At 43.3% G+C, this 12,163-nt stretch carries 9 protein-coding genes; all 9 read right to left on the bottom strand.

Annotated elements, in window-relative coordinates; genetic code table 11:
• Nucleotides 1-91: 91 nt before the first annotated feature.
• The 9 genes from NYE54_RS05100 to NYE54_RS05060 all read right to left on the bottom strand — a co-directional run bounded on the left by NYE54_RS05100 (nucleotide 92) and on the right by NYE54_RS05060 (nucleotide 12,138).
• Nucleotides 92-1,402 carry a maltose ABC transporter substrate-binding protein gene (locus tag NYE54_RS05100; RefSeq protein ID WP_076325597.1) on the bottom strand — a complete coding sequence of 437 codons (1,311 nt, stop codon included), beginning with the start codon at nucleotides 1,400-1,402 and terminating at the stop codon, nucleotides 92-94.
• 533 nt (nucleotides 1,403-1,935) lie between these two features.
• Entirely contained in the window at nucleotides 1,936-2,670 is a 735-nt protein-coding gene (locus NYE54_RS05095; RefSeq protein WP_339270510.1) for an ABC transporter permease, read from the bottom strand.
• Between the two features lie 14 nt (nucleotides 2,671-2,684).
• Nucleotides 2,685-3,392: an ABC transporter permease gene (locus tag NYE54_RS05090; RefSeq protein WP_339270508.1), complete on the bottom strand. Its 708-nt coding sequence runs from the start codon at nucleotides 3,390-3,392 to the stop codon at nucleotides 2,685-2,687.
• Nucleotides 3,389-4,309, bottom strand: a complete 921-nt coding sequence (locus tag NYE54_RS05085) for an ABC transporter ATP-binding protein (RefSeq protein ID WP_339270506.1) — start codon at nucleotides 4,307-4,309, stop codon at nucleotides 3,389-3,391. The genes NYE54_RS05090 and NYE54_RS05085 overlap by 4 nt, the downstream gene beginning before the upstream one ends.
• Before the next feature lie 91 nt (nucleotides 4,310-4,400).
• Nucleotides 4,401-5,339 carry a HAMP domain-containing sensor histidine kinase gene (locus NYE54_RS05080; RefSeq protein WP_339270504.1) on the bottom strand — a complete coding sequence of 313 codons (939 nt, stop codon included), beginning with the start codon at nucleotides 5,337-5,339 and terminating at the stop codon, nucleotides 4,401-4,403.
• A gap of 137 nt (nucleotides 5,340-5,476) precedes the next feature.
• Nucleotides 5,477-6,193: a response regulator transcription factor gene (locus NYE54_RS05075; RefSeq protein WP_339270502.1), complete on the bottom strand. Its 717-nt coding sequence runs from the start codon at nucleotides 6,191-6,193 to the stop codon at nucleotides 5,477-5,479.
• 174 nt (nucleotides 6,194-6,367) lie between these two features.
• Nucleotides 6,368-8,266: an ABC transporter ATP-binding protein gene (locus NYE54_RS05070; RefSeq protein WP_339270500.1), complete on the bottom strand. Its 1,899-nt coding sequence runs from the start codon at nucleotides 8,264-8,266 to the stop codon at nucleotides 6,368-6,370.
• Nucleotides 8,253-11,480 (bottom strand): lantibiotic dehydratase, encoded by a 3,228-nt coding sequence (locus tag NYE54_RS05065; protein WP_339270498.1) that lies wholly within the window; start codon nucleotides 11,478-11,480, stop codon nucleotides 8,253-8,255. The genes NYE54_RS05070 and NYE54_RS05065 overlap by 14 nt, the downstream gene beginning before the upstream one ends.
• Complete coding sequence (locus tag NYE54_RS05060) at nucleotides 11,455-12,138, bottom strand: winged helix-turn-helix domain-containing protein (protein WP_339270496.1); 684 nt, start codon at nucleotides 12,136-12,138, stop codon at nucleotides 11,455-11,457. The genes NYE54_RS05065 and NYE54_RS05060 overlap by 26 nt, the downstream gene beginning before the upstream one ends.
• Between the last annotated feature and the right edge of the window lie 25 nt (nucleotides 12,139-12,163).

The following is a 12,163-nucleotide window of genomic DNA, read 5'->3' as shown; positions in this document are numbered from 1 at the left end:
TCCATTCTCCTCTCCATATAATCGAGGAATCACCCGCCGGTTGTTCGGCGGGTGAACTTCTTCATCTTTCTCGTATTATATAAGAACGTAATTACTCGCTAGCTCCACCACTGTTGAGATCTTTCACTTGATTTACAGCTTTATCAAGCGTTTCTTTTACGTCTTTGTTGTTATCCCAGATCTCAGCCAATGCAGCACCTACAGGAGACCATACGTTAGCCATTTCAGGAACGGATGGCATCGGTTGGGAAGATTTGAATTGCTCTGTGAATGCGGATACATACTCGTCATTCTTGATTTGATCGTCTTCTTGAGCTTCATTGTTTGTCGGAACCGATCCAACCAATGCGCTCAGTTTCAATTGAGCTTCTTTGCTTGTTGCAAAGTCCGCGAACAAGCGAGCGGCTTGCGGGTATTTCGTGAACGAGCTTACGTACCAAGCTTTGATACCGGAGAACGATACAGCAGGCTGGCCGCCGATGGTTGGGATTGGAGCAACGCCAAGCTTGTCGCCGAGCGCTTCTTTGTATCCGCCAAGCTCCCAAGGTCCGTTAATGTCCATAGCCAGATCGCCGGATGTGAACAGTCCGCGTTTAATATCAGGCGTAATGTCGCCGGATTTAACCGGAAGGATTTCTTTCAGGCTTGCGTAAACTTCCATACTCTTGACTGCGCCTTCATTGTTGAGGCCGATATCGTTGACATCTGCGCCGCCGTTACCGAAGATGTAGCCGCCATTGGAAGCAAGGAATGGATAGGCGAAGTACAGGTTACCTGTTTCGAACATGAATCCATACTTGTTCTTGGATTTGTCTGTGAAGGTTTTGCTGAACTCAATAACTTCTTCCATCGTTGTTGGAACTTCTTTTACCAAGTCTTTGTTGTAGTACATCAGGTATGTTTCAGCAGCGCGCGGGTATCCATACAGAACGCCGTCATAACTTACGCCTTGGATAGCGGCTTCCGTGTTGCTGCTCTTCGTTTTTTCTTCGAAGTAATCATTTGGCAGAACCAGGTTTGTAGCTACGGCTTTACCCAGGTTATCGTGAGGGAACAATACAACGTCAGCACCCAATCCGGATGGTCCGTCTTGTTGAAGCTTGGTCACTTGGTCGGTTGGAGACAATTCTTCGATGGTTACTTCAACACCGTATTTTTCGGTAAATTCTTTAGCAACCGCATCCGTGTAGGCTCTTTCGTCTCTACTTTCCCATACGATCAATTTAGCGCCTTCCTCTGGCTTAAGTTCCGGTGCTTCTGTATTTTCGGCCGGCGTCTCCTGTGCCGGTGGATTCTCAGCAGGTGCCTCAGCAGCAGGAGCAGGTGAATTTCCTCCGCACGCTGTAATGGAGAACGCCAACGTGAAGGTTGCAGCTAGCGTAAGTAGTTTCTTCATCTTCATTCCATGATTACCCCTCTCAATAAATGATCAGAAAATGTTGGAAATCTGCGCAAACGATTTCAGAAATTTTCAGCGTCTCTTTTTCTATGTAGCATCTGACGAGATACTTAGGAAAAATCCCATTGAGAAAGCGCTTCATTCACTGAAAACATCATACAACATTTAATATCGAATGTAAAAACGTTTGCACAGATCATTTTTACCCGTTTTAAGCATATAATCTCTTATTACCTTCACTATTCACTCTATTTCGTAAGTTATCGTAAAAATAGTTGTGCATATGCTGTGCAATTCAGTCATTCTCCCCTCTAAATCGGACAAGAACGACTGCAAAATGCTCGAATGTTGAACAAACGTTTGCACAATAATAAACACTTTGACTTCCACCGATCGACGTACCGTTGAAGCTCCATAGGATGGACGTTTCTCTTTTCAGAAATTAGCCTAGCTACGCCCTGGCCCATGATATAACAAACCCTGGTGTTAGTACACCAGGGTAAGAAAACCTATTGACCACCTGTTTAGCGATCGGGCTACAACCAATCTCTTTTTTCAACGAACCTCTGCCCCATCAACAAATACACCATTCCCGTAAATATCACAATTGACCACAAGCTATAAGGTTCGACTCGCGGCGCGTAGAGCGCTGCCTGTGGCATCATAACATAGTAGGGAATGGTAAACGGAAGCCAGGCCCCGATCGCAGAATGAAAACCTGTCAGCACGATATTCGGTACCACATAACCTATGGACATGGCCAGCGAGGCTCCGAAATTACGAACTCTTATCGAAACCATAAGTTGTAAAGCAGCGAGTGGTAAAACTCCTATCCATCCCCCTATGACTGAATACAGTAATGTTTCCCACGGAATCCTTTCAGGAGCCTTGACAAGATAACCCGTTCCAAGGTAACCAAGCAAAAATACGATCTGTACCAACGCCAGAATCCCGACCAACAAAATATATTTCGCGTAAAAGACCTTGTACCGGGGGACCGGCAAACTCATCGTGATCTTCCAGCCCCCATCTTTATGCTCATATAAACACAATAAAGATGCTATAATCCCGCTATACAGAGGATAGAAAAACATAGAATGAAGATTGACGCTGTGTATATAAAGCGTAGACCAGCTAGGCGGAAAAAAGTCCCTTAAACTCTGAAGCTGCATCGCCCCCATCGCTGAGTTGATCAGCGTATCCAATACGATGAGTAAAAATATAATTTTCCATTGAAGTTTCATTCCTTCAGCACGTAACAGCATTCTCATGATCCGGCAACCTCCTATTCAAATTCTCGCCTGGCAAACAGGAGAGCTCCCAGAACCGACAGCATTGCCCCTATTCCGAGTGAGATGCCAATCCACTGCATATGACCGGGGACAAGCGGACTCGATAACGACGGATACGACCAGGGAAGGATCTGAATCACAAAAGAATGGCTTCGAGCTAAAAACAGGCTGGAGATAGATCCAAATATCCCTATAGCCAGCGGTAATGCCTGGTTGGAAAATACCGTGGACAACCAGAGCTGAATGGCCATCATCGGCAGTGTTGCCAAACATGCGAATAGAGGCTGCAATATCATAATTCCCCATGGTATCGGTTCATCCGAGTATAGGACCCAGATCATGCACATGCCAGCAATAGTAATGATTACGGTACATAACTGCAAAATAAATATCCAAGCCAATTTCGCCAGGAATACGGAGCCTTTGGGAACAGGCATCGCGAGAAGCTGCTTCCATGCCTTGGTTTCGTGCTCGGTACCTGCCATGATACTGGCTAGGAGTGTAATTCCCAATAAAAAAATGAAAGATAAAAACATATACATTACGGCAAAGCCAGCATAGATCCCCCCGGGGCCTTGGCGAAAATAAAGATACCACTCAAGAGCCGTCATGCTGATTAAAATGATGCCTTGTATGAGAGGCATCCACCGGCATAATCGCTTCAGCTTTAATCCCTCTGCACGCATCAGTTCCAGTATCATAAGCTGTTCTCCTGACCGGTCAATTCCAGAAAGATTTCCTCCAGGGTCTTCTTCTTCTCTGTTACTCGGTATACATCATATTGCCGATTCACAAGAAAGCGAATCATTTCCGCCGATTGCGGCCTGGTGATCATGGAAGTTTTGATCTGACCCGTTGTTATTTCATGTTCCGCATCCCATCCATGATCGTTCAGAGCAGCTGCTGCTTCCACAGGCCGATCCATCTCAATCCATACATAAGGCTTACTTCGGTCGGTTAATTCCTGAAGCGGTCCTTGAAAAATCATTTCCCCCTGGTTAATAATTCCCACCCAGGTTGCAACCTGCTCAATTTCGCTCAATAAATGGCTTGAGAGCAAAACCGTTATATCAAAATCACGAGGAAGTCTGGTAATCAACTCTCGAATTTCCTGAATTCCTGATGGATCAAGTCCATTCGTCGGCTCATCCAGAATCAATAATTTGGGGTTCGTAATGAGCGCCATCGCTATCCCGAGCCGCTGCTTCATGCCAAGTGAATAACTCCTGACCGACTGATGAGCTGCATGATTAAGTCTCACCCATTCCAGAACCTCCAGAATCCTGGAATCTTGTATGCCGTGGATTAGCGCCATGATTTTCAAATTATTGTATCCTGAAAGATGAGCATAGTACGAAGGAGATTCTACGAGAGAACCCACATCTTTCAGAATGTCCATTCGGTTCTTCTTCAGATCTTTGCCAAGTATGCGAATCTCCCCGGATGACGAGCGGATGAGTCCTAGGAGCATCCGAATCGTTGTTGTCTTACCCGCTCCATTTGGCCCCAAAAATCCATAGACCTCCCGCTTGGGAACCTTCAAATTAATCTGCTTTACTGTTTCCCGCTGCCCGAATCTTCGGGTCAGTTGATGTGTATCGATCGCATATTCGTTCATCTCTTATTCCTCCTGCATGGCTTAACTAACATTTAAAGTTTAGCAATGGGAAATAAACAGGAGGTAAACATGAAATGAACGACAGGATAATTTAGGGGCTGATCGGCAATACAAATTCAACCCGGGTACCCTTACTATCCGCCGGTAGAATGCTCATGCTGCCAGAATGAGCTTCAACAAAGGCATTGGCTATAGCTATTCCTTTACCCGATTGATCTAAAACCTGTCTTAATATCGTATCCTCGATCCCGTTTCCATCATCCTCTATCACAATGTAACAATGGTTCTCCTTTACAGAGATATCGCATTGAACCTTGGTGCCGGGCGGATTATGGATAACCGCGTTCATGATTACATTTTGAAGGGCTCGGCCCAACAGACTGCTGTCAAACTCCATCATGAACCCGATCTCTTCCGTATTAAACATAAAGGAGGTTTGCTCGGCTAACGGGTGGTTGGCGATATCTATTATCATATCGCGCAGAAAATTCACTACATCATCACATTTTCTATTCATCGGGAACTGTTCGACTGACCACCGGCCCGTATGATTTAAGTCATGGATGAGATGCTTCAACTCCGCTGTCTTGCTGCTGATCTGCCTGCTAAAATCTTGTTTCTCTTCATCGGTCCAATGATAATCGGTAGCCGCGAGCATATGAGCATAACCTTCAATATAGGACAATGGCGTTTTGAGATCGTGGCCAATTGCCGCAATCCATTCCTGCTTCTTGACTTCCATATGTAATCGATCGTTCTCGCTTTGCAGCAGTTGATTCGATAATTGAGTCATTTGATCAAATAATTCTTTATATAAGACATACGGATAACGATAGTGGTTATGGTGTAATGAGGCGTCGGAGACTTCGTTTGGCTGACGGAAATGCTCCCGCGGCTGGCTATAATTCCCCTCGGATAATCGGTTGATCCAACGGATTAAATAAGTGAGTGGTTTGCCCACGCACCAGCCGTAAGCAATAATAAAAATGACCGTTAGTAGGAATCCTGTAACAGCTAAAAAACTCTTCATGGAAATCGTGTCCCAGGACTTCAACCACTCCTGAAGATATATAAATATAACTGCGCATATAATAAATATGAAGATAAAAGTCATCAACCAAAGGATGGTTAGCTTCATAAAGCGAAAAGCCATTTTGACCATTGGGTTCATAGTTGCTCCTTCCTTGGAGCCAACATTTTGTAGCCAAGTCCTCTTACATTAACAAGAAACCGGGGATTTCTAGGGTCGGGCTCCATCCTTTTTCGCAGCCTGAAGATATGGATTACAACCGTCTTCTCATCCCCAAGGTAGGGCTCGTTCCAAACTGATTCGTATAATTGGCGCGTACTAAATATACGATTTGGATTTCGGCATAGGAACACAAGCAGCTCCCATTCGCGTGCCGGGCACTCCACGTGGTTTCCATTTACGATCAACTCCCCCGCTGCGAGGTCTACCCGAAAGTAACCAAAATCCAGTTCGGATAACCGTGACAGGACCAATTTTTCCCGCTGTACTTTATATTTCACGCGAGCTTTAATGCGGGCAACAACTTCCAATGGATTGAATGGTTTCGTAATATAATCGTCCCCCCCAATCCCAAACCCCATGAGCTTGTCCAAGTCAGAGTCCCGGGCGGTAAGAAAAAGAATCGGCGTTTCGGTCATTTTGCGAATTTTTCGGCACACCTCAAAGCCGTCTTCATCCGGGAGCATGACATCCAGTATGATCACGTCCGGATTAAACTCCGTTAATATTCGCACCGCTTCCTGCCCTGTACCCACACTTCGAATATGCCGTAAGCCTTCCTTCTTCAACACGGTAGTCAACATATCGCATAACCCTTGTTCATCATCCACAAGCAGTACAGAAATATTATCCATAGCATTTTTCCCCATTACTTTCATAATTCTACAAACTGTTAACTGTATTATATAACAGAGAGACAATATAATAAGCCCATTTCTGGATTCTTGTTAATAAAGGGAGGAATTCACCGACCACCCCTTACAACAGAATCCAGAATGGGCTTGCCTGTACTTTGGCTGTACCATATATTATTCGGCCGAAGTGCTAACAAAAGAAGATATAAACGCATTCTCTTCCAAAGTCTCTTCATCATTTGATGAGAGATAGGAGGAAGCTTGAATTTCAAACATTTCCGAATACATTCCATTTAATCTCATCAAGCTATCGTGGTTGCCGGCCTCAATAATTCGGCCCTCTTCCAACAATATAATGTTATCAGCTTTTTTGGCAGAAGATAATCTATGAGAGATAAAAACCCCGATTTTTTGATGTGTCAGCTGCTCAAACTTGTTAAAAACTTCTTTCTCTGAATGAGGGTCCAGATATGAGCTTGGTTCGTCCAAAATATAAACATCTGCATTCCTCATAAAGGCTCTGGCGATCGCAACGCGCTGCCATTGTCCACCCGATAGCTGCTGGCCATCATCAAACCATTTTCCAAGCATCGTATTTAATTTGTTGGGCAGCGTGTTGATTAATTTCGTAATACCGGATTGTTCAATGGCTTTCCATACTAACTGTTCATTCTCCTTCTGATTCACATCCCCAAACCCGACATTATCCTTGACCGTCATTTCATATTGGACGAAGTCCTGAAACACCACCCCCATTTTTTCACGGAAGCTCTCTTTATTCAAATCACGTATCGATTGACCATTAATCAGAATGTCACCTTCAAAATTGGAATATAATTGTGTGATCAGCTTAACAATTGTAGATTTGCCAGAACCGTTCTTGCCTACAATGGCTAATTTCTCATTGCTATTTAGCATAAAACTAATATTGGAAATTGCATTTTTATTGGTATTTGGGTATTTGAAGGATACGTTGCGAAATTCAATGCTGTGAATTTGGGATATCCTTTGCTCAATTTCTTGCACCTCTTCTTCCTCGGGCATATCCAAGAAATCAAAGAGCTGCTTTACATATAAGTTATTTTGGCATAGGCTCAAAATTCCCTGAACGATATTTTGCGACGTCGATTGGGTAAGATTGATAGCCTGAATGAAGCTGATTAAATTCCCCAACATGATTTGGCCGATATACGCGCTCCGGACAGCCAGGAAAATAATGAATCCGCAGGCGATCTGATTGATCACCTGAAAGATTAGTGAGGTATACGACCTGCGTGAAGCCAGTTTCTTGTCCTCAAGATGGAAGCCATTGAGTATCGATAAATACCTTTCCCGCAGATAATTCCCCAGTTGGAATATTTTGATTTCTTTAAAGCTGTTGTCTCGAGTAACCAGAAATGACAGATACCAGGATTCGCGCTGCTTTCCAGCTCTCTGATAGTAGGTGTAGAATTCTCTCTGGCCGATCTTCAGGAAAGAATAAAACGACAGACAAGGGATAAGGATAATCACGAAAATAACCCACCACTTCCAAGCGATAAGAATGGCGGAAGCCGAAACTAATGTTACTACACCGCTAATGATTCCGAGCATTTGGACAAATATTTCAAAGGGCCTGTAGTTGGCTTCTCCTTGCGCACGCTGCAGCTTGTTCTGCACATCGGCGTCTTCAAAAGACTGGAGCGTCATCTGATGAGCCTTCTCGATTAATTTTAAATTGACCCGATTGGATAGAAGGCTTTGAAACATTTTCCGGAAATACCCGTCAACGATACCAACGAAGTCTGATAGAATGTTCAGCAACATTAAAAAGCCAAAGGCTAGAAGAATGGGCCTGAACTCTCCTTGAGGCACACTTGCTACTACGCTATTTATCAATTCTCTTGTTGCAAGCAAGGCAATCGCAGGTAAAATCCCTTTAAACAGGTTTGAAATTAAGATGCCGATTAAATAACCGGCATGTGTTTCCCACAGAAGCTTGAATATGCGGGGCCAAAAGAGAAATGTCCGAAATATATTTTTGGAGGAAAACGACACATACTCGTCCTTCATATTTGTATCAGGAGATAACATGTAGAGCTCCTTTCGCATAATAAAAATGAGATGCGGTATATTTGGCTAAGGCCATACATTTAATCTCAAGCTCCCTGTCAACACCGAGCAAACGGTTTAAATGCATATGCACCAAACTGGCTAAAATATCGTGCGGATGATTCGTTAACCCCCGTTGTTTGGCAGTCTCTATGGATTCGGAGTACGTTCTAATCAAGGATCGCCTCTCATCAATTGCTGCAATCATGACATTTGAAGCGTCAGCCTGGTAGAGCCATGAAGGCTTAGAATCTGCGGCTTCAATTAATGTCTTTTTCATCTCTCTGTATGCTTTCATATGTTCCTTCCCGTCAACTCTTTCCTCCAGCCATTTCTTTTGCCCTTCTAAAGTAAGTCCAAAACTAGCTAGAATATCTAGTATATTGACTACTGCTATTACTTCTGAAGCAAGGTTTAATCGTTTACGCCGAGCCTCCCCAAGATAAAGACTTACAAGCTTACTATCTGTAGCAAATATATCTTCTGCCATCTCGATCAACCCTGTTCCACCATATCTCTCGAATTCGGGAACATAGGTGTCTATCGTCATGGAAACCGCGAGACCTGAATTACGCATTCTCTGCATCCATTGACTAATTTGGCCGATCCCCGTAGACCAGAGCTCTTTCGGATCTCCATTAAACCTTAATCTTATGTGGCTTTCCTGATCTTTGTAGCGTACGAAGTAGAACCTTCTGCTCCAATTATTAAATTCAGGTTGTCTCCATAAATCTGCCAAATGCAAGCCCAGCAATTCAACCTCTCGCTCAGAAGTTCCATATAATTTTATATAGAGCCAGTCTTCACCCGGTAGAACGCCTCTGGATGCAACCGGTACATAATTCGGATCGTCTAATAGGCCGCGCTCAGGAGATGATTGAGGCACGCTCTTGATATTTAATAGTGGAAAAACAAATTCGCCAATATATGTTTCTCCTTTAGAGTGTAGAGGCGAACAGCTTGGATGATTCATACATTCCGTTAGAAGCAACTCTTGACCATTTTGAAGTTTCCCCATCTCGCGTCTCAATTCTTCTACACCTAACGGATTATGTAAATCCAACAGCAGTCTGTTATCCCCCATTGCCAAATAAATATACCGAGGTACCTTCCATCTCTCCTTCCATGAATGAAATTTATCAAGCCATTCTTTACTTCCCCCGGACTGCTCTCCCCCCAAGATATACTTTCCCAATCTCCACTGAGCCGAACTAAGTATAATGTTCTTATACCGGAGTCTTGGCAAAAAGGGAGAGTGTTCTACCGGCCCCCAGTTAAAATAGGACCAAGTTTTGGTGAGCTTTCTCGTTATATCACTAAGGAACCTGAAGATCGGAGGGGAAATTCTGTGATTGAACATATGAGTCTGAAGCGGAATGATCTCCCTTCCCAGCTTCTTGGATTTGATATAAAAACGATCATAGGTTGCTCCAACTAGAAGATCGTCGATATGAAGTGTATTTAACTCATTCTTAGATGAAGTCGTACCCGAAACGATCTCATATTCCAATAAATTTTTCCCTATCATAATATTTGATATCCTTCCGCTGGAGGGCATAAACACCATCTCCACTATGGCTGCCTTTGGATGCAATTTCTGAACATGTGAATGAATCTGTTCGAAGTTCTGTATAAACGCTTGATCAAACATATCCAAAAAACGCCCGAAAGTTTTTCCTGCTCCGCTCGATCCAGCACTCGCCCCCAGAACTAACTTATAATCGCCTTGATCGACATGCTCTTGGGAATCAGCTACCAGAGAATAATAAATTTCCAAAGATTCCGGGGCGTTCTGTGGATCATCATTCAGGGCAAGTTCTTGAATATGTTCATCCGTCAGTACACACTCAGCGGAGCCCTCCGCAATTGCCTCGGTTACCAGTTGAAATAGAATCGAGTTGCGAGTATAGGAGACCTGTTGGGTTCCTGGATTAAAATCCGGTTGATAGGCTTTAGGGATACCTAAACCCCAATCGCTATCAAAAAGCTCATTGATTGGAATTTCCTGATAGACCCCATATTTCTCGAGAAAGCGGTTTAAATACTCATTTAATTCATGACCTTCTGGCACATGCAATTTGCACATCAACTCTGCTCCCAAGACAACATCGTTAGTTATGGATCGTGGAAGAGTGACATCCTTCTCCAGCCTCACATCAACCTGAACCAGATTACTGGTCTTAACGACATCAAGCATCTTCTCCGTAAGTCGGCGATAGATGTGCTCACCGTTACCAATCTCGCTGGTTTCATATTGGAGTAACAAAGCCTGAACTTCGCTTAGAATTTCCAACCACTTATCAGATCCCGATTTTCCGGACAAAACCGTTAGTATATGTTCTAGCGGCGGTACATCCATGAGCGGAGGCCGAAGCTCGCTTAATATAAATTCCTGTTCTAACAGCTGGTGCAAATAATTATGAATGATGTTTAAATTGGATTCCGGGAATGCTTCTAGAATTGCTCTCTTTAGCGTTTTCACATCAACAGGTTCTTTTGCTGCCTGAAGCGTGAAACCAACAACCTCTGTCAATCCAATCGAATTGACTCCTTCGGGAATAGCATCAAGATTCAATATCCCGTATTGAGGCCGAAACGGTAATTTGACCCGATCTCCTTTGATCATCAGTGTTCGATTCATTCGAACCTTTAATTCATCAAATATAACGGGATCGGACTCAATTAATTTAATTAAATGAAAGATCCATTCCATATCAGGCCTCGCCCTTTTTTCATTTTCCAGGAACGAACATACCTCCAAGTCGCTCCGGTCTCCGAAATATCCTTGACCGACCCTTGAAAAGAGACCGAAAGGCGTTGTTCGTGTCGACATACGAATAAAATAACGGAACAGGCTGACCAGTGTCTTTTCATATTTTTGAATGGTTTTTTTGTCAGCTTCGTCCGTTGAGGTATTCAAAAACTCATAGAAGGACCTTAGTGACGGAGAGGCAACACTGATTGCTTCCTTGACTATGGATCTAGAGGCCTCTTCTTTTAAACGCCCTATCGTCTCAAGCTCAACCTTCTCGGATTGAAAATTGTGTTGGGACATAACTTGTAAATAGGTATCAAGTGAAAGCAGCGGGGTTCTCACTATAAAAAAATCACATGGCTTAAACCATCGTTCCGATTGTTTTTTCCCTTCATGCATTTCATTGGTTACCCCATCATTTAAGCTGGAATGTTCTTTCATGTTGATCAACCTCCAACATATTATTCATGATATTCATTCTGTATCCTAGCCCATGGCAGGTCACTAATATTTTGGGATTGCTAGGATCCTCCTCTATTTTCTCCCTCAGTTTTCGAATATGGACATATACCGTATTCGAAGAGGTAAATGTATCAACTCCCCAAACCTTATTGATAATATGATCAATATCTATCACCCAGTCTCCGGATTTCAGAAAATATTCAAGCAGCCTATATTCCATCAATGTAAGCATTTGCCCCTCTCCCTGCTTCCAAATCACCTTACAGCTCGGATCAAATATGACATTGGGTGATAAATAAATGACCTCACGCTCCGGTCCTGCTTTCTTTAGATCAGGTTGGGCGGAAAGAGAAAATAACTGACTTAAAATCTCATATTCTAGTTGTTCATTATTTGCCGGCGTGATAAATATAAAAGGAACAGCTCTCTTCTCTCGAAGCCCGTGCCAGATTGACAGGTCCTTCAAAGTTATATTCTTCTGACACACAAGTACTCCCATACATCGATGATCGGTTATCATTTCAATTTGGTTAAAGGAATCACAGGATAATACTTCAATGTTGCTAGAATCAGTAATCCGGTTTAAAAACACCTTAATGGGACTATCTGGTGAAACAGCCACAATTGTTTTTTTCATATAAACCCCCTGTTAGTAATAGTCC

Source organism: Paenibacillus sp. FSL K6-1330, assembly GCF_037976825.1.
Classification (GTDB): domain Bacteria; phylum Bacillota; class Bacilli; order Paenibacillales; family Paenibacillaceae; genus Paenibacillus_AQ.
The sequence above is the reverse complement of the archived record's forward strand: the minus strand, read 5'-3'. Positions and strand labels throughout refer to the sequence as shown.